The organism is Bacillus sp. RC240, assembly GCF_044907945.1.
In the GTDB taxonomy this organism is placed as follows: domain Bacteria; phylum Bacillota; class Bacilli; order Bacillales; family Bacillaceae_G; genus Bacillus_A; species Bacillus_A mycoides.
In genome coordinates this window covers 283,236-306,075 of the sequence record NZ_JBIYCT010000004.1, presented here as the reverse complement: position 1 = coordinate 306,075, position 22,840 = coordinate 283,236, and the positions used below count along the sequence as shown (strand labels likewise).

The following is a 22,840-nucleotide window of genomic DNA, read 5'->3' as shown; positions in this document are numbered from 1 at the left end:
GGCGTTACATTAGCACGTAACACCTTTCACAAAAATACACTTCCTTTATTTCACTTCCGGATAATCACAATATTCAATAATCGTCCCTTCCGTATCTGCTGGGTTAAGGTAAATTAATCGTCTACCATGCTTATTGATGCGAAGCGTATGTTCTAACGTTCGAATCCCTTGTTCCTTTAATTCTTCTAAAGCTACATCTAAATCGTCTACACGATACGCAACATGATGGACACCTTTCCCTTTTTGCTTTATAAATCGTGCTATTGGAGAAGTTGTATTATTCGTTGGCGCAAGTAATTCGATTCTATCACCATCAACTTCAAGAATAGCTACTTCGCTTTCAACACCAGGTGCTTCACTTACGTATCGATCTATTAAAGTTCCTGATAAAACCTTTTCATAAAAATGTATCGTACTATCTATATCACGAACTGCGATCCCGATATGGTCAATTGTTTTTTTCATTTTATTTCCCCTACTACTTTATTTTTTCTATTCTTATCAATAGTAACAAAAAAAGTTATAGAATCAAATTCTATAACTTTTTTTGTTTAACTTATTTTCTTATTTGCATCAGCTGCTGGTTGCACTCCATTTTTCGTTTTTACAACGCTAATACCATAGCCGATAAATCCACCGATAATCGCTGGGAAGATCCAGCCTAATCCTACTTCCTGCATCGGAAGGAATTTAGTGAACACTTGGCTTACTACTTCAATGTTAACTCCAGCTGCACTTAATCCATCGAATAAGCTGATGATAAATGTTACGATTAAGCTCACTTGATAAACTTCAGCTCTACCTTTGAATAACGAGTGGAAGAATGTTAAGAAAATCAGCACGATTGCTAGTGGATAAATTGCTGTTAATACTGGCACAGAAACTGCAATTAATTGCGTTAATCCAACATTTGCAACAATTGCACTAAATACACATAGCGTGATTGCGATTGCTTTGTAAGGAACATTTGGGAATAACTTATGGAAAAATGAAGAACACGCTGATACAAGTCCCACACTTGTTGTTAAACAAGCAACTGTAATCATTAACCCTAATAATACTCCGCCATATGATCCGAAATAGTAGTTAGAAACTTTCGCTAATACTTCTCCGCCGTTTTCTAAATGTCCAAGCTTCGCAACGCTTGAAGCTCCCATATAAGAAAGAGCTGTATAAATAATTGCTAAAATAGATGCAGCAATCAGTGTTGCTTTTGCACAAACAACCATAATTTGTGTTTTCGTTTTCGCACCTTTTTCTTTAATTGCATTAATAATGATGATCCCAAATACGAACGATGCAAGCGTGTCCATTGTTAAGTATCCTTCTTGGAATCCTTTGAAAAATGCATGTGATGTATACCCTTCAACTGGTGCTTGCATTTCTCCAATCGGATGAATAAAAGCAACAATTACTAAAATACCGATGAATGTTAATTTAATTGGTGTTAAGATTTTCCCAACAATATCGACAATTTTCGCAGGATTTAGCGAAAAAAAACAAGTAATACTAAAGAATATAATTGTAAAAAGAATTAACGGTGTAGAACCTAATCCCTCTGGCATAAACGGCTTAAGACCAATTTCATAAGAAACATTTCCCGTTCTTGGTATTGCAAATAACGGACCGATTGCTAAGTATAAAACTGTTGTAAATACAATCCCAAACACTGGGTGAGCACGACTTGCTAATGACTGTAAATCATCTTTACCTGAAAAACCAAATGCCAATACACCTAGTAATGGTAAACCTACTCCTGTTACTAAAAATCCAGCGTTAGCAATCCATACATTCTCTCCTGCCGATTGACCAAGCATCGCTGGGAATATTAAATTTCCTGCTCCAAAAAATAGTGCAAATAACATTAATCCGATAACTACTATGAACGAAAACGGTACTTTATTCGCCATAATATAACCCCCATTCAAATTTCCTTATTTCATTTTCCAATTTTAACTAATTGAATTTTCTGAATATTTAATTTAAGTATCAACTATTCTTGAACTCATTATAGTTTGATATATAATATTTTGCAATACTATTTTCGAACTTTTCTTTTATTTTATAAATATACATTTTTTTACACGAAAAATAGACTAAAAAACCAACATGGTCATCCATGTTGGTTTTTACATTTACTATCATTAATTAAAATTTCGCCGCTACTTTCTTAACGTTCTCTAAACCTTCTTCAACAATTTGCTGTGAGCGATCTGGATATTGATTGTGTCCTTCAATTACAACTGTCTCTGGATTGGCAATTCCCCAGAACCCAAGTACGTTTGTAACGTAATTAACAGCCATTTCCATAGGAGCCATTTGTTCAGAAGAGTAATCTGAACCACGAGCGCCTAATACAACTACTTTCTTATCACCAACTAAACCTTCTGGACCGTTCGCTGTATATTTAAACGTTTTTCCGGCTTGAGAAAGGTATGAAATATATGTGATTAATGGTGCGGGTACTGTGAAGTTCCATAATGGGAACGCAAATACAACTTTATCAGCTTCTAAAAACTGATTTAAATATTGATCTACTGTTGCTACAGCCTTCTCTTCTTCAGCTGTTAACTCCATTCCTTGACTACGTTTATATCCACCTGAAATTGCGATATTTCCGTAATACGGAAGATCTAATGCAAATAAATCTAACTCCGTAATTTCTGTATTTGGGTTCGCTTCTTTATAAGCACTTACAAATGTTTCATACATTTTCGAACTAATTGCTTGCTCCGCTGGACGATCGTTTGCTTTTACAAATAATACTTTTGACATTGTTTTATTCCCCTCTACTTTTGTATTTTCTTCTTTTTTACCAAACAATGAGCTAAATAATCCCATTTTCTTCACCTAAACTTTCTTATCATATTCATTATTCATCATCATAAAAATTCTTATTCTAATAAAAAGTTCCAATTGATACCTTAACCTGAGCAAATTAAAACTTTTTGTTATTTAATTACCTTATGTAAGTGATTGTAATATATCCACTTACTTTAGTCAAGTAACTTTTTAAAAAGAAGAAAATCTCGAATTAAAAATATTTAATAAAGATATTTCCTCAGTCAAAATGATTAATTCAAAAACACATAAGTAAAATACCTTGTATAATATGACTAAAGAGGGAAATTCATCTATAGAGAGGATTAATTAATGAGTACTTTAGAAAAGATTCAAACCTTTATCATTCTTGCAGCTGTTATATTCGGGGTTATATTAGGACAATTTAATATGGTACATATGTATTCGGAAAAATTTATTGTCCCCTTCTTATTTTTAATGCTTTATGGATTATTCCTTAGCATTCCATTAAAGGATATAAAAAATGGATTCCGCAACTTAAAATTCGCTGGAACAAGCCTAGGTATTAACTTTATATGGACACCTCTTCTCGCTTGGGGATTAGGCGCATTATTTCTTTCAGATCACCCAGCACTTTGGGTTGGCTTTATTATGTTAATGGTTACTCCGTGTACAGACTGGTATTTAATTTTCACAGAGATCGCAAAAGGTAACGTCGCATTATCTACATCAATTCTACCGGTAAATTTAATTTTACAAGTATTATTGCTGCCAATTTATTTGTTTTTATTTGCTGGTGTAATGAAAACTGTAGCGGTTTCTGTTTTAGTAGAAAGTATTGTTATCGTAATCTTCTTACCATTTTTACTTGCGCACGCTACAAAATTCATTATGCATAAAATGAAAAAAGTTGAAACACTTGAGAATAAACTCATTCCATTTTTCAGCTCTTCCCAAATTGTATTTTTAAGTTTAGCAATAGTAGCGATGTTCGCCTCACAAGGTAAGTACTTATTACAAAATATGAATGTTGTTTTATTGTTACTTATACCAGTATTACTGTTCTTCATGATTAACTTTATACTAGGACAGTTTGTAGGACGTATGATGCATTTATCCTATGAAGACACTGCCAGCCTCAGCTTAACAACATTAGCGAGAAACTCGCCTGTTGCACTCGCTATTGCTGTAACAGCTTTTCCAGACGAGCCTCTTATTGCACTTGCACTCGTTATTGGGCCGTTAATTGAGTTGCCCGTTCTGACTTGTGTTTCACAAGTGTTATTGCTTATCAAGAAAAAGCAGCAATACACATAAAAAAGCGTCCTACTTTGGGACGTTTTTTTTGTCGAGAAATTATAGAAGTAACGATAATTATCGGCTTTAAGGATTTTATACGTTATAGAAAATTAATTTATCGTTACATTAACAAAGTCTTTCTAATTAAACATTATAGGAAAAGTAAATATAACGAAAGCTGCCCAAAGTCCGTAGATTGGCAAATACTTCGTAACAGCATCTTGGATAGCTGTCGGTCCTGATTTATTTTGTAGAAAACGCATATAGGAAAACATAATCCAAATGAGATTCGCCCAAATCAGTATGTTTACGCCTAAAACAGCAAGTCTATTAGGTGTAATCCCGAAAGAAGAAAGTCTGAATACGATAGCTGACAAAGCGACAGTGTCAATAATAAGCGCCAGAACAATTAAGGCAAAATTTATATAATCTGAAATGCTCTTTTTCTCATCTGAATCACTCTCAACGATAGAAAATATAGTAACAGCCAGTACACCAAGGAGTATTCCGTTGAAGGCCATTAGGAAATTGCGGTCCAAGAACGGATTTTTCCCGACCCATATAACCGTTATAAGATAGATCAACAATGTGATCAGGACGAGAGGACTAAAAATTTTAGATATGTATGGTGTAATATTTTTAGCAAGTTTAAGATTCAATGATACTAAGTATGCAGCCACTACAGCGAGAGCGGCAGCTCCAAATAAAACAACATTACTAAAATAGAATTCTCCTATATCCAAGTCAACAAAGCTAAATAATCGCATAGTGAATACTGCTAGTATCATTCCGCTCACTGCCATGCTCGCGTAGAGAAGACAATATTCTAAATTAAATTTAATATAAGCTAATCTTGTACTGCCTTTTGAATATTCATTTCCCGTAAACGCAAGTCCCAATAAGACCCATAACAATATAGGAAGATGTAAATAAGCAAGGATACTGCTGTCTTTATAATTTAATGGCAACATATTAAGATACAACCCGGAAATCAGGAATAACGATGCAAGGAAATAAATAATACTTTTTTCCGGAGTATTATTGTAAACAAAATAGGCAGCGATAAAGGGAATTATACCAAAAGCCAGGTTAATTGGAGCAATTGCTTCCTGCTCGACAAAGTGGAAAATGATTCTAGTGCTTATCCCAGCTAGAATAGCTAACATGCCCATGAATAAGAAACCTTTTTGAAACAGCGATATTTTTTCTTTATTTGCCGTCTCCTTGAAATGCAATCTTTCATACCAAGTAGCTAGCACCTGAGAATCAGGGTTTTCATCCCATGCTTGTGAGAATGATTTTTTAAAAGCTTTCGGGTCTTTTCTATACATTCTCTCCAGCTCATGAGGCTTATCAATATTTTCAATAATAAAATTGTTAATTTCCATAGTTATACCTCCTCTAATTTTAAAAACAACGCTGTTACCTTTTCCATAAAAAGCACCTCACTTATTTATTCTGATTTTGATTTTATTATATATTTTATTGTTTTACAATAAAATTTTATTATTTTATATAATATTTTTGTTGTATATTTTCATTCCAAGCAAAAACAAAAAGCATTCCTCATTCAAAGAAATGCTCTATAACTTTTTATAAACATCGGTGTAAGCTACTTTCAGCTGTTCTCTTCATTGCTTGTTTTTATTTTCTAATTTCTTATTTTTCCTTTATATAAAAGAAATGATATAAACGTCCAATTTAACAACACCTTTTCAAACAATTATTTCAAATAAATTTTAGTGCTAGTATACAAAACTCTGTAATTATAAAATAAAAAAGCATGACATAAAATTGTCATGCTTTTTCTTTTATATCTATATTTTTAAACCTAATATAGAACATTTTACTCGGGAAAGAGCTTTTTCATTTGTTGAAACCACTTATGTCCTTATATAAAAAGCTCTTTACTAATAAGTAATGTAATTACTGCGTTTTTCAAATTAGTAAAGAACTTTTTATCCCGGCTCAATTTTTCGTAAGATGTCTTTATTACTTGATTGGAGGCTATTTTTGCTTTGTTCATATCTCCTAATCAGCCATTTCCCAAAATTGAGATGCTACTTTGGAAATTCTTTGGTCTTTTAATTTTACTATTACAGGCTCTAACTGAAAATCAAATTGTTTCAATTCAAAAAGCGTTGTATGTTCTAAAAATGATGATGTGTAATCCATTCTTGGAATAACGGATAATCCTAGTCCTCTACTAACAAGTGCTACAACCATCCTTATATCTTTACACTCGATAATGATATTTGGCTTGACTTGATGTTCATCAAATACTTTGAAAAGGTCTTCATTGAAGGAGAGTCCTTCCATTGCTCCTAGCATAATGAATGGAAACTGGGCAATCTGTTCAATCGTCACATGCTGTGATGAAAACGATGCTGCCCAACTTGATGGAATAATCACAGCGGTTGGTTGTTTTTTTAATATTTTCATCGCATATTGTTCACTATTGCCCAATCGTAAAAGTAAGGCAACATCAATTTCTCTTTGTTCTAGTCTTTTTAATAATTTTTCTGAATTTCCAGTTACTATTTTTATTTTGACATTAGGGTATTGTGTTCTAAACGTACTAACATAGTCAATGAGCATATTCGAACATGTAGACGATACACCGATACTTACTGTTCCGCCTATACCTTGTTCAATTTCTTGAATTTGCTGCTTTACATCTTGAATTTGCATTAACATTTGATTGGCATATTGGTATAGTATTTCACCTGTTGCTGTAAGCTCCCATTTTTGACGATATCGATGAATTAAAGTTGTGCCAAGATCAGTTTCAAGCTTTTTTAATAATTGGCTAAGTGGGGGCTGCGCGATATGGAGCACTTCTGCTGCCTTAGAAATGCTTCCTTGTTTCACAATTTCTTTAAAGTAATATAATTGCCTGAAATCCATTGTATCTCTCCATCATATGTTTTTTGATATAATTAGTTTATCATATATATATTTTTCATATGTCGAATTTAGCGTTATATTTAATTCTATAGCTATAGTCTTTATATTGATAATATTAACTAGAAAGTGAGAGATACTATGAATCATTGGAGCAGAACCTTGAAGCGCATCATCTTATACGTGCTCGGGTTATTTTTTATGTCGATTGGCATTAGCATGTCGATTCAAGCAGGATTTGGTGTATCGCCTGTGTCATCATTAGCATATGCAAGTACGCTAACGATTGGTTTATCGGTTGGTGTGACAATGGCGCTTGCAAATGTTTTATACATTATTATTCAAGTGATATTAAGTAAACGAATGGAGTTAAATGAATTTGTGAGTCAATTCATTATTTCGTTTTTATTTGGTTTTTTCATGGATGCAACGCTCTTCCTTGTACAACTTTTCCCTGCACCTGAAACTCTCCTTGCTCGAAGTGTATATTTAATTGTTAGTTTATTTGTTATAGCGGTCGGTTTAATGGGCTATACAACAGCGAAACTGCCATTAATGCCGTATGATGCGTTAACTTATGCAATTAGTGAAAAATTTAACTTAAAATTCGGTAAAGCAAAAATTTTGAGCGATTTAATAAACATTTGTGTGGCTGGTGCAATCTGTATAGTTTTCATTCAATCATTAGGCTCAATCGGAATCGGCACATTAATTGCCGCCTATTTTATCGGCAAAATTTTAGGGTGGATGATACCGTATTATCAACCACCTCTCCAACAATGGGTATTTAAAACAGAAAAGGCTGTCTAAGGAATCATAATAAAGTACAGGAAAAATAGATGAATCAAATTCCTCAGCCGAAATCAAATAATGAATTTTACACCTTACCAAGTGCCAGTCCACATTAGGAATGGCACTTCTTTATTATTGCCTTTTCTTTGACCTTCTATCACTTTGGTTAAATGATAAAACAAACATTGTATTAAAACTAACCTGCCGTTTAGTTAAAGAAGGATCTTTAAACAACTTTTTTATATTTTAAAAAACTTTATTGCTACTTAACACTATTTCATACCATCTTTTCAAACAATTATTTCAAATAAATTTTAGTGCTAGTATACAAAACTCTGTAATTATAAAATAAAAAAGCATGACATAAAATTGTCATGCTTTTTCTTTTCTATCTATATTTTCAAACCTAATACAGCACATTTTACTCGGGAAAGAGCTTTTTCATTTGTTAAAACCACTTAATTCTCAAACACAAAATTAATCTTATTATCTTTCCACTCTAACTTCGCATCAAACGTTTTCTCGCCTTTTTTAAAGCCTTTAATTAAATCGGTCTTCTCACCTTTTAATAGTTTCGTCATGTTTTTTTGCGAAATAGCTTTGCTTAAAATCTTCTTCGAGATGGTAAAGTCACATTGTGTTGTATTGTAGTTAGAACAACCGTAAAACGTCGACTTATCAATAACATCGCCATCGCATTTTTTACAGTTCCCGACCTTTTTACCTGTTGTAAATTTCGATCCTTTTCGTTCAATCGATTCAACATGTAATCCGGTGAAATCCCATTTCTCCGACATTTCTACCGCATCTTCAATAATTTTAGCTGATAGCTTTTTCGTTTGCTCCATAAATGTCGCTGGTGAAGCTGTACCTTCTCCAATTTCCGCAAGGCGTTGCTCCCATTTTGCTGTCATTTCTGGTGAAGCTAGTATTTTATCACCGATTGCTGTAATTAATACTTTCCCTTTATCGGTTGCATACACTTGGTTTTTCTGCACATCTATATATTTACGATCTTTCAGCATTGTAATAATACCTGCACGAGTTGCCTCAGTACCTAAACCTTCTGTTTTCTTTAATACTTTCTCAAGCTCTTCATTCTCTAAATACTTACCGGCTGTTTTCATTAACGTAATAAGTTGTCCTTCTGTATAACGCTTCGGTGGCTGTGTTTTTCCTTCTTTCACTTTCACCTTTACAACTTTTCCTTGTTCACCTTCAGCTACAATCGGAAGAATCGTTTCGTCATCTTTATCGTCTTGGAAAATAACTTTACGCCAACCTTCTTGTATTTGCTGTTTTCCTTTCGAAATGAACGCAGCACGTTCGTCTACAAGAGTTGTAATTGTTGTATAGTCAAAGATTGCTACTTCATAATGCGCCGCAATCAGCCTTCTTACGATCATATCGTAAATTTTCTTTTCATCACCTGATAGTTTGCTTGGATTTGTAACTTGCTCTGTCGGTATAATTGCGTAGTGATCTGTAACTTTCTTTTCATTCACATAACGCTTATTGTTCATAATCGATTCAATTGGTGCTGGCAATAAACCTTTATATTCATCAAACTGACTTAACTTCTGTAAAATATCAGGGAATGTCGCTGCTTCTCCTTGTGTAACATAGTTAGAATCCGAACGAGGATAAGAGACTATCCCTTTTTGATATAGTGCTTGTGTTATATCAAGCGTCTTTTTCGGTGAAAATTTAAAGGCTTTATTCGCTGTCGCTTGCAGTGCTGATAAATTAAATAAAAACGGCGGCTGAAACTCTTTACGCTCCGTTTTCATTTCTTTTACTACAGCCGGTTTATTTTGACAAAACGCTGCAATTTTATTTGCCAAATCAGGATCATTTAAGCGGGACTCATTATCTTTCTCCCATTTCCCCTCATACTTCTTTCCTTCTATATTAAAGGTTGCGAATACTTCCCAAAACGGCTCTGATTTAAAGTTTTCAATTTCCTTCTCACGCTTTACAATGAGTGCTAATGTTGGTGTTTGTACACGACCAGCGGAAAATACATCGTTCATTCCTTTTTTCTTTAGCAAAATACTAAAGACACGCGATGCATTCATACCAACGACCCAGTCGGCGCAAGATCTTGTATATGCTTCGTAATACGTATTAATCGTATCTGCTTCATCTAGTAAGTTTTTAAATCCTTGATAAATAGCTTGTTTCGTTAAAGATGAAATCCAAAGACGCTTCATTGGCTTTTGCACGTTGCAAAGATTAATAATGTTTCGTACGATCAATTCCCCTTCACGACCAGCATCGCCCGCGTGAATAATTTCTGTTACCTGAGGATTATGTAACAGCTGTTTCACAACGTTAAATTGCTTATATTTTGACTTTGTTACTTCAAATTGAAAACGTTCTGGAATCATTGGTAACGTATTAAGTGACCATTTTTTCCACTCTGCATGATAATGTTCTGGATTACATAACTGCGTCAAATGACCAATTGCCCATGTACAGTACGCTCCATTTGGAAATAACTCATTTGCTTCTACTTCTAAATACCCATCTTTCCGGCGATATTTAAACTGTGAAACAAGAGCCAAACCTTGATCTGGTTTCTCGGCGATAATTAATTTCATTTTATAACTCCCTATCTGTATTCCAGTGTTACTTTCATTGTCTATATGTTTAGAAGCGATGATAAAACAACAATCTTATTTATCATTCGCGGTTTGCCTCACAAATGTGAGACCTATAATATTATACGCTTATTCTTAAGAGCTTCACAATAGAAACTCATTATATAACAACCTCTTTCGCATACTCACAAACAAAAAAGACGTCCAAAAATCGAGCGTCCTTTCCATTCACTACTATTTGCTTTCATATATTCTATAAAATTTTAAATATAACAATTCGTTATGAAGCATCGTCTGCAAAGATAACCATCATTATTTGAAAATTATATTGAACTTACCTTTTTTTAATTGTGCAGATAATTTGCAGATATAAATAAGCATAAGTATTCTCCATTTGAACATATGATGAAATGAACGATAGGACAGGGAGGTATCATGATGCTTGCTTATACGTTAACTACCTTAACACTTTGTTGTATCTCGATTATTATTACATCATATATTTCTAAACGTAAGGGTACCCTAATGGAGTATATGGTATTTATTATGTCTTTTAGTATGAGTATCGGTTTAAGCATTGGTTTTTATTTAGGTATTCTATTTAAAGGAGAATTACTATATTCTACTTTGCTTGCTATTTTGATTAGTGGTTTTATTGGTTTTTTAGTCGGTCTACGTTTTCACCTGTATACTGCCTTAGAAGGAATGTTCTCTGGATTAATGGCAAGTATGATGGGAGCTATGATTACAGAAATGCTAAACGCTCAACAAGCTCATAGTATACTGTTCATTAGCCTCTTACTTACTATAACGATAACTATGTCATGTATGATTCAGCTTTTATCTGAAACCTTCTCTACTTATATCCATCGTGGGTTTCTATTATTGCTCTCAATTGGCGTAGTAATCATTGTTTCTGTATTTATAACATTCCCAGATTATGCTCCTCCACCTTCATCCGGACACAATCAACATATGCATTAACACTTGCAAACAAAATTAATAAAGCAGACGCTTTACAAGAGGCGAATATTTTAGGTATGCAAGATGCTTTCCTTGTAACGACTGTATTAGCAATTCTCGTATTTATTATGACGTTGTTTCTTAAGAAAAAATAACACTGTGACTTCTAAATAAGAAAAAATCAGCTGCAATGCTCTTCACAAAAAAAGGTAGGTTTGTGTATAATAAGAACTAATGTTCTTTCTAGAAAGACACTAAACCTGAATTACACTCATATATCAAAAAGAAGAGGATTGATATACTATGAAAATTGATAGACCAAAAATTTCACCAGAGTTATCTTCACGGAATTTTCAAGATATTTTTTATGAAGAAGATCCAACATTAGAAATGTGTGAAATTATAGACTCCACTTTCGAAAATGAATCTGTAGATAAAGTGCGCTTATATAATGCAGTGATAAAGAATTGTAAGTTCACTAATACAGACTTTAGCAATATTGATATCACAGATGTTTGTTTTGAAAACTGCGATTTATCAAATGTTAATTTAAGCAATTCTTCTGTTCACAGAGTTGAATTTAAAAATAGTAAATTAATTGGAGTTAACTTTACAGAATCTAGCTTAGGAAATGTTAAATTTGAGAATTCAATTTTGAATTTAGCGGCATTTGGAAATTCTAAACTAGAAAAAATTATATTTAATGAAACTTCATTAAATAATGCAGATTTCTTTGACTGTAAACTAAAAAAAGTTGAATTCCAATTATGTAGCCTTGACGAAGCTAATTTTGATCAAACATCACTGAAGGGGATAGATATTAGTTCTTCTAATTTTGATACACTTACAGTTTCAGTGAACGATTTAAGAGGATGTAAAGTATCAACATATCAAGCTGTTCAGTTCGCAACTCTATTAGGATTAATAATTAAAGATTAGTATTTCGAAGGTAGCACAGAACTCTATCCCGAATCATGGACTTTTTTAAGTGTCCACGATTCGAGGTGAAGTTCAAATACATTAGTGGTTACCTTTTTCTTATTATTTAACTACGGCCTGATTTCCCTTTATATGTTCATTATTTTCGCTCATAAACTCTTCGATTTCTTCAACTGATCTAATAATATCTGTTGACAAGTTTTCATACCCGTCTTTCGTTACAAGAATATCATCTTCAATACGAATACCAATTGATTCTTCCTCAATGTAAAGGCCAGGCTCTATCGTAATGACCATACCTGCTTCTAATACTCTATCTTTATACGTTCCTACATCATGCGTATCTAAACCTAGGAAGTGACTTACTCCATGATAATAGTATTTAGATAATTCCTCGTCTTCTTGAATTAAACCAATTGCTTTACACTCTTCTGCTAATACTTTTTTTGTATGCTCATTTAATGCAGCAAACTTTAATCCTGGCTTAATAAGTTCAGTTGTTTCTTTCAATGCTTTTAACACGATATTATATATTTGTTTTTGGCGACTCGAAAACGTTCCGCTAGCTGGGAATGTGTAACTAATATCAGCATTGTAATAGTCTTTTTGAGCACCTAAATCAAGCAGTACTAAATCACCATTTTGAATTTGTGCATCATTATCTTCATAATGAAGGACTGTAGCATTTTTACCACTCGCCAAAATTGTATTGAATGCATGATGTTTAATTCCAGATGATTTAAGCCTAAAATCAAAATGAGCTTCTAATTCATATTCCATCACATCTGCTTTTGCATGCTTCAGCACGTTATAAATACCCTCTTTAGTTACAGCAATCGCTTCTTTAATGATTTCAATTTCTTCTTCCGTTTTAAACACTCGTAATTCACAAATATGCGGATATACATTACCAATTAAAACGTGTGGATACTGTTCTCTTACATATTTAGCAAACTCTAACGTTTTCGTCTCAGTACCCTTCCACTCACGACGCTCTAAATCTAAATACAGATGCTTCACATTTTCTGTGAAAAGTGTATTTGCCATTGTCTTCTCAAAGCTTTCTATATATACAACTTTTTTTATGCCTGAAATTTGTTCTGCATCTTCTTTAGAAACTGTTTTACCGTCCCATTTTTCCATTACTGGATCTGATTTTTCAATGAAAAGAGTTTCTTCCACACTATTTCCAAACTTTTTCAACATGAAAATAATATTTGGCTCATCGATTCCCGTTAAATAGTAAAAATTTCGATTCGGCACAAATTTATAATGTGCATCGGCTGACATATGAGGTGCTTGCCCAGCAAATAAAATAGTAATAGATTCATCCGGTAATGTGTTTACTAATCGTTCTCTATTTTGAGCAAAAAATGTTGATTTCATAATAATCCCCCTAGCGTTCTATGTATAATTTTGAAACTAATTATCCAATATAATTCATTCTATTATTGTTATAATTTTTCGTCAATTAATAGTACTCATAGAGAAAAGAAAATCTTCATTACTAGGGCCCCTTCCACTCTAAATTATGCATACCACTCCACAATTTCTTGACATTTATTCCATATACTTAAAATCTCATATATATGGAAAGGAGTCTACAAAAGTGAAACATTATGTAGCAACAGGGTTAGCAATTACTTCTTTATTAATAATTACAGGATGTTCTAGCAATGCTGAAACAGCACCAGCTAAAAAAGAAACGGTGCAATCTCAGCCAAAAAATAAAGAAACAGCAACTACGATTCCGCAAAACTTCTATAAAGAAATTACATCTGGAAAAATCGAGCACATTCATGGAATTGGCTACGCGGGAAATATGCCTGGGGTTTCTATCGCAACTCACAGTGGTATAAAAGTTTATCAAAATGGTAAATGGTTTGAAACTACGACTGAGCTACATGATTACATGGGATTTCAGGCAACAAAGAATGGATTCGTTGCCAGCGGTCATCCTGAACCAGGTGCAAATTTAAAAAATCCTTTAGGGTTAATGAAAAGTTCTGATGGCGGTAATACCCTCGAAAAGCTAGCGTTTTATGGAGAATCTGATTTTCATAACCTTGCTGTCGGATATAATACGGAAGCAATTTATTTATACAATGAGCGTCCAAATTCTAAATTACAACAAGGTTTTTATTTCAGTACGAACAACGGACAAGATTGGAAAAATAGTAAATTAAACGGTCTTTCAAGTACAATTCATTCCTTTTCAGCACATCCAGATCAATCTAGTGTAGTCGCGGTAAGTGCTAAAGACGGTGTATATTTGTCTACAGATTATGGAAATACATTTGAACTATTTTCTAAACCAGTTGAATCGACCGCAGTTACATTAAGTAATGAAGACATTATCTATGCCTCTATTAATAAGCAAACTGAGCAACTAATTACGAAGAAATCAATTGCTACAAATGAAGAAACAAACTTACAGATTCCATCTTTAGATTCTAAAGATACAATTATGTACATATCACAAAATCCTCAAAATTCAGCTGAAATAGTTTTTGCTACAATGAAAGCAAATGTCTTTCTTTCTATGGATGACGGTAAAACGTGGAAGCAGATTACTAAAAATGGAACATTACAATATAACTAGTTAGAAAGGTGAATATAACGTGTTTTCAACAGTTAGCGAGTGGAGTTATCAACTCATGTCTCCTTTAATGGATATCGCGAATGCTACGAAATCAATTCCTCTTTTATTTGCGTTTTTATTAGGCATTGTAGGTACCCTTTCTCCTTGCCAATTAACAGGAAACATTAGCGCTATTACACTTTATCCCGCATTAACGGGCAGTAAAACTCCCACCTCAAAATTCGGATAGTACAAAGAAGTTAGGTGGGATATCAACTGCCCGTAAATGCCCGATTGGTTCAACTAATAATCAGTGGGGGATGAACAACCCCCCCACTGATTAAAGTTTCACTTTATGGCAATCAATCTTTACAAAAGGGACATGCATGGAAACATATATTGTTATTCATTTTAGGAAAAATAATAGCTTTTACGACACTTGGACTATTAGTATGGTTCTTAGGAAAAGAGATTCAGCAAATATTAACTTTGTATTTCCCATGGTTACGAAAAATAATTGGACCTTTATTAATTTTAATGGGGCTAATGTTGGCAGGTATTATAAAAGGAAGAAGTTTCTTCTCGATCAAATTTATACGAAAACAAAATGAGGTTGGCTCATTTTTACTTGGATTCTCTTTTCCTTAGCCTTCTGTCCGACTATGTTCGTTCTATTTTTCGGAACGTTAATCCCTTTATCTTTCTCATCTAATTATGGATACTTGTTTCCGACATTCTTTTCGATAGGAACTGCTCTACCTATCGTTGTACTTATGTTCATCATCTCCTACCTTGGATTAAATGGGACTTTACTGAAAAAGAGCCGAAAAATAGGAAAAAACATTCAGCGTATAGCCGGTGTTCTCCTTATATTAATCGGGCTTTATGATACTGTCCTATATTGGTAATACACACAAAAGGTAAGCTTCAGTGAAATGAGCTTACCTTTTGTATCATTTTATTCATTTTTTCTTTTGTTGTAGTTGGCTTAGTAAATTCGTAACAAACGCCAGAAACAGTGCGTCATTTTCTTTTTTAGGTGACCATTGCATAATAAGTTGTCGTGGAATTTTAATTTCTATCGGTTGCACGATGAAGTCATGAATAATTTGTTTATGAAGTCCTGATAATGGAACGATTGTTATTCCTTTAACTTGTAAAGCCAGTGCTAACGCCGAACTAATTGTCTCTGATTCCATCACTTTATTAACTACTATTTCATTTTTCATCAAATATGGTTCAAGTCCTTCTTTACAACCAGAGAGCGGCATTATAAAAGGATAATTTTTCAACTCTTTCATTGTAAGACCAGATGGAACTGACTTAGAAGAAACCATAACATACGGATCTTCACCAATTACATCATAATGAAATCCTGGTATTAAATTTTCTTTTATAGAAATAGAAAAATCTGCACTTCCAGAAGACAGCCAATCTAACACTTCTTGATAGCTTCCTTCTCGAACTGCAAGCACATACTGACTTTGATCAAAATTACCTAGTTCGATACACTCCGCCAAACAATATACAGTAACTGAAGGATATGTAGCTAATACAATCTTATACAAGTTATTATTTTTTAATTGTAAAGCTGTTTCTTCAAGGTTTTCATACTCCATTAGAAGTCGATCTACACAAACTAAAAATTCTTTTCCATTTTCAGTTAAAACAGTTCCGTGTCTAGAGCGATCAAATAATGTTATAGCATATCGTTTCTCTAATTTGTTTACGATATGAGTTATAGCCGGCTGTGTCATATGTAACTCCTTAGCTGCTAAACTAATGCTGTTCAAACGAGCCACGTATTTAAAAACTTTAAAATCAAAAACGTTCATTCTGTTCTCCTTATATAAAAGTTATTTATATCATCTATAAATAAGCTTCATTATATTTATCAATCCACTTCATATACACTAATTATACATCATCAATATTACGAAAAAATAAACATATAAACATTAGAGGAGTGTTGATTAAATGAGTACTTACGTTTTAGTACATGGAGCATGGCAAGGTGAATGGGCATGGGATTTAGTAAAACCTCAACTAGAGGCTTTCGGACATACAGTTATTACACTAGACTTACCTGGAAGTGGGAAAGATACAACTCCATCACAAAATATAACATTAGATTCCTATGTTAATGCAGTAACAACTATTATAAATCAACAAAATGAAAAAGTTATTCTTGTTGGACATAGTATGGGTGGAATTGTGATCACTCAAACCGCTGAGCTTATACCAAATAAAATCGATAAATTAGTATATCTTTGTGCATTCTTGCCACAAAATGGAGAAAGTCTTGGTAGTAAGTTAGACGGAGAAGCTGGCCCACAATTCTCTATAAATGAGAATGACATGACCGCAGAACTTATACCAGAGTTGATTGAACAAACATTTTTAAATGCTACAGAAGACGGTTCTATTAAAGGAGCATCTTTTAATCAAATGCGTCCTCAACCACTAGGACCGTTCCAAAAAGAGCTGAAAATATCAGAAGAGAACTTTGGAACTGTAAATCGTATTTATATCGAAACAACTCTAGATAGAGCGATTCCGATTGATTTTCAGCGCCGAATGAATACAGAAACTCCTTGCACAAAAATAATTACTTTGGAAGCTGATCATTCACCATTCTTTTCTAAAACAACAGAACTTGTGAATCACTTACATGAATTAAGCTAAATCTTATATCTACCTTGTAGACACCCGCTTACTTTAATACGGGTGTCTACTTTTTTACACTTCTTGACATAGTCAAATAAAAAAGTTAAAATAACTATAAATTAGTAAGTAACTAATTTAAATTAAAATTAGAGGTGAACAAAATGAAAAACATTTTATTCCGTATTAACGAATTATCAAAAAAAGAAAGAACATCTGGATTAACTGTTGATGAAAAACAAGAACAACAAATGTTACGTCAAAACTACACAAAAACATTTCGTGGAAGTTTAGATTCCATTTTATTAAACACAAAAATTGTCGATTCAAATGGTTTTAATGTTACACCAGTTGCATTACAAGATGCTCAAATTCGTTTGAAATTAAGCAAATGAAATCAAAGCTAAATAAACAATTGTATATAACATAAAAGAGCTGGACTTTTCATAATGAAATTCCAGCTCTTTTTCTATTTAATATTGTTGTTTTTGCAATGTAACATACGAGCGATACATTGCAATTCTCCACGATACGATCATCGCAAAGGCAAGTAAGAAAAACATCCCACTTAATTGAGTTAAATCAATCGACTGACTTAAATATGATTTCAATGCTACCCGGACAGCTAATAAACCAACTAAAATAAATATGAACGCTTTTGACGGTTTCATATATATATGTTCGCCTCTTATTTCAAACTTAGTTGTTTTAATAAGAAATATAGAGAAAATAAGTCCTACGCTAATTGCTTCTACTATCTCTAATGATGTTAACCGAAACTCTGGTAAGAAGTACATCATTGCACCGGTACTCATAAAAATTGGCGGTAATATAATTTTCTTTTTCGTTATCGGTTTTTTCGCTGACTTAAAGCGAAGAAACATTACCCCAACGGCCATACAAACTGCTACGATACTTGATAAAAGTGCTAAACTCATACTCTCCACCCCTATCTATTTAAAAGACTTTTTGAGCAAAATCATAAACCAAACAAGCCCGGCACTTATAATGACATGAGCTAATCCAGCCATATGGCTTAAACCGTTAAAGTCTGTTCCGTTTACTTGTAAAATACCTCTAAATACCATTGTAGCGATTGTAAAAATTAATCCTATGTTATACACAACAAACCATGCGCGAAAACTTTTTGTTTCACGGACATTAAATACTTTAAATAGAGCCAAAGCGACCAAAAAGAATACGAAGCCGAGCACTAATACGTGTGTATGCACTAATTGCAACATAGTGGATCCTTTAATTCCTTGCGCTTTCGTATACTCTCTAGCAAATACACCTGATAATAAACCAATAATTAAGTAAATGAATGCTGCATTATATAATTTCTTCATTATATTCCTCCTGCTGTAGAACGACAATTCATATTGTCATTTTCTTTATTCACTGCAATCATTTTACGCAAAGTTTATGAACGGAATATGAACAGAAGATTACATTGCAATTTTTATACATAAAAAAGCCCTTCCACAACTATGAGTTATGGAAGGGCTTTTCACCTTATTTTAAATCTTCAATTGAGAAGGCGCCAGGCAGTAACTGTTCCACAGTCACTTCTTTTTCATCGCCTTTTACATTCGTTAGTAAAACTGGCATTTTCGGATCACAAAATTCAGCAATCACTTGTCTACAAGCACCACATGGTGAAATAGGTCCGTCCGTTTCGCCTGTAATGACTAAGTAACTAAAGTCGCGCTCACCTTCTGATACCGCTTTAAATATTGCCGTTCTTTCTGCACAGTTACATAAACCGTAAGAAGCATTCTCTATATTACAACCAGTATAGATTTTACCTTCTTTCGTAACTAACGCTGCACCAACAGGAAATTTTGAATACGGAATATACGCTTTTGATAACATCTTATTTGCTACTTCAATATATTTTTTCTTATCCATATTATTTCCTCCTCAAAGTAAATGTAATATTGATTAGTCAGTAATAACTGTATGAACTAATTTAGGAGCCACTGCTGTTTCAGCGATAGAAATGTTCTCATAAATTTTTGCTTTTACATCTTCTACATTTTCGCGATTTGCATAAATCGTTACGAACGGCTCGCCTTCTTTTACTGCATCGCCAACTTTTTTACGTAACATTAAACCTACAGCTAAATCAATTTCATCTTCTTTCGTTGCACGGCCTGCACCAAGTAACATCGCAGCGATACCGATTTCATCTGCAACAATGTTTGAAATAACACCTGAAGTTTTTGCAGGTACATCAATTACATACTTCGCCTGTGGCATTTTTTCTGGATTATCTACAATTGAGCTGTCTCCGCCTTGATTGCTTAAGAACTCTTTAAATTTCTCAGTTGCTTTTCCGTTTTTCATAACCTCAATTAACATTTCACGAGCTTCTTCTAATGTATTTGCTTTTTTCGCAAGTACGACCATTTGGCTTCCTAATACAAGTACTAATTCTGTTAAATCTTCTGGACCTTCACCTTTTAAAGTATCAATTGCTTCCTTCACTTCTAATGCATTACCAATTGCAAACCCAAGAGGTTGTGACATATCTGAAATTACTGCCATCGTTTGACGTCCAACATTATTTCCGATACGTACCATTGCATGAGCTAATTCTTTTGCATCTTCTTCTGTTTTCATAAATGCACCAGCACCTGTTTTTACATCAAGTACGATCGCATCAGCACCAGCTGCAATTTTTTTACTCATAATTGAACTTGCAATTAGAGGAATCGAGTTTACTGTTCCTGTTACATCACGAAGTGCATAGATTTTTTTATCAGCAGGTGTTAAGTTTCCTGTTTGTCCGATAACAGCCACTTTATCACGGTTTACAATATCAATGAATTGCTCTTTCGTAATTTCAACGTGGAATCCTTCCACTGCTTCTAATTTATCGATTGTTCCGCCCGTATGTCCTAAACCACGACCAGACATTTTTGCTACTGGTACATCTAAAGCAGCAACTAATGGTCCTAATACTAATGTTGTTGTATCACCAACACCGCCAGTTGAATGCTTATCTACTTTAATGCCTTCAATTGCTGATAAGTCGATTGTTTCTCCAGACTCAACCATTGCCATCGTTAAATCTGCACGTTCACGATCCGTCATATCTTTAAAGAAAATTGCCATTGCAAGTGCACTCGCTTGATAATCAGGAATACTTCCATCTGTATATCCATTAATAAAGAATTTGATTTCTTCAGTCATTAATTCTTTTCCATCACGTTTTTTCGCAATAATATCTACCATTCTCATTGTAATCACCATTCCTTTTTATATTATATGAATCTGTTAAAATAATAAGCCAACGATTGTTGCTGATAAGAAACTTACTAACGTTGCACCGAAAAGTAATTTCAAACCAAATCTTGCGACTACATTCCCTTGTTTTTCATTTAAGCTCTTAACTGCCCCAGCAATAATTCCAATTGAAGAGAAGTTTGCAAATGAAACTAAGAATACAGATATAATCGCTGTCGTTCTATCTGAGAAATTAAAGTTTCCTTGTGCTAAATCTGTCATCGCAACAAATTCATTTGATACGAGTTTTGTCGCCATAATATTCCCTGCGTTAACTGCTTCATGCCATGGAACACCCATAATAAATGCAAATGGTGCAAATACATAACCAAGAATTTCTTGGAATGAGATACCGATTACACCTTTAAATACTGCATTAATGAATGCGATAAGGGCAACGAAACCAATTAACATAGCTGCTACTGTAATCGCAACTTTAAATCCATCTATAATGTATTCCCCTAATACTTCAAAGAATGTCTTTTTCTCTTCTTCTTGTACTTCTAACATATCTTCTTCTTCAGTAACTTCATACGGGTTAATGATAGAAGCAATAATGAAGCCACCGAATAAGTTAAGCACTAAAGCGGTTACAACATATTGCGGTTTTAATAACACCATATATGATCCAACGATAGACATAGATACTGTAGACATTGCAGATGCACATAATGTATACATTCTTTTCTCTGGCAATAATCCTAGTTGTTTCTTAACTGAAATAAACACTTCAGATTGTCCTAAAATCGCAGAAGCTACCGCGTTATATGATTCGAGTTTCCCCATCCCATTTACTTTACTTAATACTAGACCGATAGATTTCACAATAATAGGTAATACTTTAATGTGTTGCAAAATACCTATTAAAGCTGATATAAATACGATTGGCATTAATACACTTAAAAAGAATGAAAACTCTTTTTGATTTACTAATCCACCAAATACGAAATTCACACCATCAGCGGCATATTTTAATAATTCTCCAAAACCATCTGCTATTCCGCTAATTAATATATTCCCTACGCTTGTATTTAATAATAAAAACCCCAAAATGAATTGTAATATAACCATCGTTATGATTGGGCGATATTTGACTTTCTTTCTATCATTACTAGCAAGCCAAGCGATACCTAAAATCAATACGAGGCCTAAAACACCGATTAAGTATTTCATAAGCCGTCTCCTCCCATTCGTATCCGCTTACATTCTTTTCAATTGTTAAAGCAATAGATACACTTTACTTTAAACGTGTATCTATTGCTTTTCACACTTTATTAATTAGTAATTATCTGTAGCACCTTTTGCATCATTTAATACGATTGCAACACTAGCACTTGCTCCAACGCGAGAAGCTCCAGCCTCTACCATTTTGTCTGCATCTTCACGTGTACGAACGCCGCCAGATGCTTTCACGCCAACGTTTGGTCCAACTGTTTTACGCATTAATGCGATATCTTCTGCAGTTGCTCCGCCAGTTGAGAATCCAGTTGAAGTTTTTACGAAATCAGCGCCAGCTTTTACTGATAATTCACAAGCACGAACTTTTTCTTCATCTGTTAGAAGGCAAGTTTCAATGATTACTTTTACAAGAGCTTTTCCTTTTGCTGCTTGTACTACTTCATAAATGTCTTTTTCAACGAACTCATTGTCGCCATCTTTTAAAGCACCTACGTTGATTACCATATCAACTTCAGTTGCACCTTTTACGATAGCATCTTTTGTTTCGAATGCTTTTGTTTCAGTAGTGCTTGCTCCTAATGGGAAACCGATTACAGTACAAACGTCTACATCATGTCCAGCTAATTCTTCAGCAGCTAGCTTTACCCATGTAGGATTAATACAAACTGAAGCAAATTTGTATTGCTTTGCCTCTTCGATTACTTTCATAACATCTTCTTTTGTAGAATTTGGTTTTAAAATTGTATGGTCAATTAACTTTGCAATGTTCATTATCTTCACTCCTCATATCTTTTAACAACTTCATTCTAACTCTTAGTTGAAC

The 22,840-nt window shown here is 33.7% G+C and carries 21 protein-coding genes and 1 pseudogene; 8 read left to right on the top strand and 14 right to left on the bottom strand.

Annotated elements, in window-relative coordinates; all coding sequences use genetic code 11:
- Window positions 1-45 precede the first annotated feature (45 nt).
- The 3 genes from ABH955_RS16630 to ABH955_RS16620 all read right to left on the bottom strand — a co-directional run bounded on the left by ABH955_RS16630 (window position 46) and on the right by ABH955_RS16620 (window position 2,841).
- On the bottom strand, window positions 46-465 hold the full coding sequence (locus ABH955_RS16630; RefSeq protein WP_002086225.1) for a VOC family protein: 420 nt from the start codon (window positions 463-465) through the stop codon (window positions 46-48).
- An 86-nt stretch (window positions 466-551) separates the two neighbouring features.
- Complete coding sequence (gene brnQ, locus ABH955_RS16625) at window positions 552-1,910, bottom strand: branched-chain amino acid transport system II carrier protein (RefSeq protein WP_002135709.1); 1,359 nt, start codon at window positions 1,908-1,910, stop codon at window positions 552-554.
- Between the two features lie 238 nt (window positions 1,911-2,148).
- Window positions 2,149-2,841 carry an FMN-dependent NADH-azoreductase gene (locus ABH955_RS16620; protein WP_201051853.1) on the bottom strand — a complete coding sequence of 231 codons (693 nt, stop codon included), beginning with the start codon at window positions 2,839-2,841 and terminating at the stop codon, window positions 2,149-2,151.
- 312 nt (window positions 2,842-3,153) lie between these two features.
- Between ABH955_RS16620 and ABH955_RS16615 the strand changes: the two genes are divergently transcribed.
- On the top strand, window positions 3,154-4,119 hold the full coding sequence (locus ABH955_RS16615; RefSeq protein ID WP_404456381.1) for an arsenic resistance protein: 966 nt from the start codon (window positions 3,154-3,156) through the stop codon (window positions 4,117-4,119).
- A gap of 122 nt (window positions 4,120-4,241) precedes the next feature.
- On the opposite strand, the gene ABH955_RS16610 is transcribed toward ABH955_RS16615, so the two are convergent.
- Complete coding sequence (locus tag ABH955_RS16610) at window positions 4,242-5,489, bottom strand: DUF4153 domain-containing protein (RefSeq protein ID WP_404456378.1); 1,248 nt, start codon at window positions 5,487-5,489, stop codon at window positions 4,242-4,244.
- Window positions 5,490-6,132: 643 nt separating this feature from the next.
- Complete coding sequence (locus ABH955_RS16605; RefSeq protein ID WP_404491379.1) at window positions 6,133-7,008, bottom strand: LysR family transcriptional regulator; 876 nt, start codon at window positions 7,006-7,008, stop codon at window positions 6,133-6,135.
- A 138-nt stretch (window positions 7,009-7,146) separates the two neighbouring features.
- On the opposite strand from ABH955_RS16605, the gene ABH955_RS16600 reads away from it, so the two are divergent.
- The gene (locus ABH955_RS16600) at window positions 7,147-7,815 is read left to right on the top strand and encodes a YczE/YyaS/YitT family protein (RefSeq protein WP_033708127.1); all 669 of its coding nucleotides are present in this window, start codon (window positions 7,147-7,149) and stop codon (window positions 7,813-7,815) included.
- Between the two features lie 440 nt (window positions 7,816-8,255).
- Here ABH955_RS16600 and topB read toward each other — a convergent pair whose 3' ends face one another.
- Window positions 8,256-10,400 carry a DNA topoisomerase III gene (gene topB / locus ABH955_RS16595; protein WP_002012275.1) on the bottom strand — a complete coding sequence of 715 codons (2,145 nt, stop codon included), beginning with the start codon at window positions 10,398-10,400 and terminating at the stop codon, window positions 8,256-8,258.
- A 438-nt stretch (window positions 10,401-10,838) separates the two neighbouring features.
- Here topB and ABH955_RS16590 point away from each other — a divergent pair, with 438 nt between their 5' ends.
- Window positions 10,839-11,384 (top strand): hypothetical protein, encoded by a 546-nt coding sequence (locus ABH955_RS16590; RefSeq protein WP_377895446.1) that lies wholly within the window; start codon window positions 10,839-10,841, stop codon window positions 11,382-11,384.
- Between the two features lie 282 nt (window positions 11,385-11,666).
- Window positions 11,667-12,302, top strand: coding sequence for a pentapeptide repeat-containing protein (locus ABH955_RS16585; RefSeq protein ID WP_002148795.1), 636 nt, complete (start codon window positions 11,667-11,669; stop codon window positions 12,300-12,302).
- A 102-nt stretch (window positions 12,303-12,404) separates the two neighbouring features.
- Here ABH955_RS16585 and ABH955_RS16580 read toward each other — a convergent pair whose 3' ends face one another.
- Window positions 12,405-13,688, bottom strand: a complete 1,284-nt coding sequence (locus ABH955_RS16580) for an aminopeptidase P family protein (protein WP_404456367.1) — start codon at window positions 13,686-13,688, stop codon at window positions 12,405-12,407.
- A gap of 223 nt (window positions 13,689-13,911) precedes the next feature.
- Here ABH955_RS16580 and ABH955_RS16575 point away from each other — a divergent pair, with 223 nt between their 5' ends.
- The gene (locus ABH955_RS16575) at window positions 13,912-14,904 is read left to right on the top strand and encodes a F510_1955 family glycosylhydrolase (RefSeq protein WP_002126844.1); all 993 of its coding nucleotides are present in this window, start codon (window positions 13,912-13,914) and stop codon (window positions 14,902-14,904) included.
- Window positions 14,905-14,923: 19 nt separating this feature from the next.
- Window positions 14,924-15,791: pseudogene (locus ABH955_RS16570) on the top strand (urease accessory protein UreH domain-containing protein).
- Between the two features lie 54 nt (window positions 15,792-15,845).
- Here the strand turns inward: ABH955_RS16570 and ABH955_RS16565 are convergent.
- Window positions 15,846-16,718, bottom strand: a complete 873-nt coding sequence (locus ABH955_RS16565) for a LysR family transcriptional regulator (protein WP_404456364.1) — start codon at window positions 16,716-16,718, stop codon at window positions 15,846-15,848.
- Between the two features lie 142 nt (window positions 16,719-16,860).
- Between ABH955_RS16565 and ABH955_RS16560 the strand changes: the two genes are divergently transcribed.
- Both ABH955_RS16560 and ABH955_RS16555 read left to right on the top strand, forming a co-directional pair.
- Window positions 16,861-17,568, top strand: coding sequence for an alpha/beta fold hydrolase (locus tag ABH955_RS16560; protein ID WP_404456361.1), 708 nt, complete (start codon window positions 16,861-16,863; stop codon window positions 17,566-17,568).
- 143 nt (window positions 17,569-17,711) lie between these two features.
- Entirely contained in the window at window positions 17,712-17,942 is a 231-nt protein-coding gene (locus ABH955_RS16555) for a DUF896 domain-containing protein (RefSeq protein WP_201066848.1), read from the top strand.
- A 78-nt stretch (window positions 17,943-18,020) separates the two neighbouring features.
- On the opposite strand, the gene ABH955_RS16550 is transcribed toward ABH955_RS16555, so the two are convergent.
- From ABH955_RS16550 to deoC, 6 genes are all read right to left on the bottom strand, one after another.
- Window positions 18,021-18,485 (bottom strand): CcdC family protein, encoded by a 465-nt coding sequence (locus ABH955_RS16550; RefSeq protein WP_201066847.1) that lies wholly within the window; start codon window positions 18,483-18,485, stop codon window positions 18,021-18,023.
- A 15-nt stretch (window positions 18,486-18,500) separates the two neighbouring features.
- Complete coding sequence (locus ABH955_RS16545) at window positions 18,501-18,896, bottom strand: DUF2871 domain-containing protein (RefSeq protein WP_404456357.1); 396 nt, start codon at window positions 18,894-18,896, stop codon at window positions 18,501-18,503.
- A 166-nt stretch (window positions 18,897-19,062) separates the two neighbouring features.
- Window positions 19,063-19,458 (bottom strand): cytidine deaminase, encoded by a 396-nt coding sequence (locus ABH955_RS16540; RefSeq protein WP_002012106.1) that lies wholly within the window; start codon window positions 19,456-19,458, stop codon window positions 19,063-19,065.
- Window positions 19,459-19,491: 33 nt separating this feature from the next.
- The gene (locus tag ABH955_RS16535) at window positions 19,492-20,793 is read right to left on the bottom strand and encodes a pyrimidine-nucleoside phosphorylase (RefSeq protein ID WP_002126836.1); all 1,302 of its coding nucleotides are present in this window, start codon (window positions 20,791-20,793) and stop codon (window positions 19,492-19,494) included.
- 36 nt (window positions 20,794-20,829) lie between these two features.
- A complete protein-coding gene (locus ABH955_RS16530; RefSeq protein WP_002035026.1) occupies window positions 20,830-22,011 on the bottom strand; it encodes a NupC/NupG family nucleoside CNT transporter in 1,182 nt (393 codons plus the stop codon).
- Between the two features lie 105 nt (window positions 22,012-22,116).
- A complete protein-coding gene (gene deoC, locus ABH955_RS16525) occupies window positions 22,117-22,788 on the bottom strand; it encodes a deoxyribose-phosphate aldolase (RefSeq protein WP_404444366.1) in 672 nt (223 codons plus the stop codon).
- Between the last annotated feature and the right edge of the window lie 52 nt (window positions 22,789-22,840).

Coding starts and splice junctions, on each gene's coding strand:
- ABH955_RS16630 (WP_002086225.1), bottom strand. CDS start 465: ATGAAAAAAACAATTGACCATATCGGGATCGCAGTTCGTGATATAGAT.
- brnQ (WP_002135709.1), bottom strand. CDS start 1,910: ATGGCGAATAAAGTACCGTTTTCGTTCATAGTAGTTATCGGATTAATG.
- ABH955_RS16620 (WP_201051853.1), bottom strand. CDS start 2,841: ATGGGATTATTTAGCTCATTGTTTGGTAAAAAAGAAGAAAATACAAAA.
- ABH955_RS16615 (WP_404456381.1), top strand. CDS start 3,154: ATGAGTACTTTAGAAAAGATTCAAACCTTTATCATTCTTGCAGCTGTT.
- ABH955_RS16610 (WP_404456378.1), bottom strand. CDS start 5,489: ATGGAAATTAACAATTTTATTATTGAAAATATTGATAAGCCTCATGAG.
- ABH955_RS16605 (WP_404491379.1), bottom strand. CDS start 7,008: ATGGATTTCAGGCAATTATATTACTTTAAAGAAATTGTGAAACAAGGA.
- ABH955_RS16600 (WP_033708127.1), top strand. CDS start 7,147: ATGAATCATTGGAGCAGAACCTTGAAGCGCATCATCTTATACGTGCTC.
- topB (WP_002012275.1), bottom strand. CDS start 10,400: ATGAAATTAATTATCGCCGAGAAACCAGATCAAGGTTTGGCTCTTGTT.
- ABH955_RS16590 (WP_377895446.1), top strand. CDS start 10,839: ATGCTTGCTTATACGTTAACTACCTTAACACTTTGTTGTATCTCGATT.
- ABH955_RS16585 (WP_002148795.1), top strand. CDS start 11,667: ATGAAAATTGATAGACCAAAAATTTCACCAGAGTTATCTTCACGGAAT.
- ABH955_RS16580 (WP_404456367.1), bottom strand. CDS start 13,688: ATGAAATCAACATTTTTTGCTCAAAATAGAGAACGATTAGTAAACACA.
- ABH955_RS16565 (WP_404456364.1), bottom strand. CDS start 16,718: ATGAACGTTTTTGATTTTAAAGTTTTTAAATACGTGGCTCGTTTGAAC.
- ABH955_RS16560 (WP_404456361.1), top strand. CDS start 16,861: ATGAGTACTTACGTTTTAGTACATGGAGCATGGCAAGGTGAATGGGCA.
- ABH955_RS16555 (WP_201066848.1), top strand. CDS start 17,712: ATGAAAAACATTTTATTCCGTATTAACGAATTATCAAAAAAAGAAAGA.
- ABH955_RS16550 (WP_201066847.1), bottom strand. CDS start 18,485: ATGAGTTTAGCACTTTTATCAAGTATCGTAGCAGTTTGTATGGCCGTT.
- ABH955_RS16545 (WP_404456357.1), bottom strand. CDS start 18,896: ATGAAGAAATTATATAATGCAGCATTCATTTACTTAATTATTGGTTTA.
- ABH955_RS16540 (WP_002012106.1), bottom strand. CDS start 19,458: ATGGATAAGAAAAAATATATTGAAGTAGCAAATAAGATGTTATCAAAA.
- ABH955_RS16535 (WP_002126836.1), bottom strand. CDS start 20,793: ATGAGAATGGTAGATATTATTGCGAAAAAACGTGATGGAAAAGAATTA.
- ABH955_RS16530 (WP_002035026.1), bottom strand. CDS start 22,011: ATGAAATACTTAATCGGTGTTTTAGGCCTCGTATTGATTTTAGGTATC.
- deoC (WP_404444366.1), bottom strand. CDS start 22,788: ATGAACATTGCAAAGTTAATTGACCATACAATTTTAAAACCAAATTCT.